At 31.1% G+C, this 280-nt stretch carries 1 protein-coding gene; it reads left to right on the forward strand.

All coding sequences use genetic code 11. The features are described 5' to 3' along the window. Positions 1-280: ABC-three component system middle component 1 (locus AAEY80_RS14460; protein ID WP_350588556.1), on the forward strand; the 280-nt coding region annotated here is incomplete at both ends.

Consider the following 280-nt stretch of genomic DNA (forward strand, 5'->3'; position numbering starts at 1 on the left):
ATATATTCATTTGTTAAAACTATCTCAACTCATGATGAGTTGGAGTCTAGTTGGTTAGATCTAACGAAAGTAATCGGCACAGAGTTTATTTGTGAACAATCTAGTGACTTCTCTAGATGGAATACATACCTTGTTTTCATTTCTAAAGAAAAAATCTCCCAGGATGTCCGTAGTGAAATAGAAAACAATAAAATTTTCGTAAGAAAAATAATATCAGATGATGGTAACTTTAATATTCATGTAGTTGAAAAACTAAATGTGATTTTTGAATCGCCCCGTG

The organism is Psychrobacter sp. 78a-MNA-CIBAN-0178, assembly GCF_040309625.1.
Lineage (GTDB): Bacteria > Pseudomonadota > Gammaproteobacteria > Pseudomonadales > Moraxellaceae > Psychrobacter > Psychrobacter okhotskensis.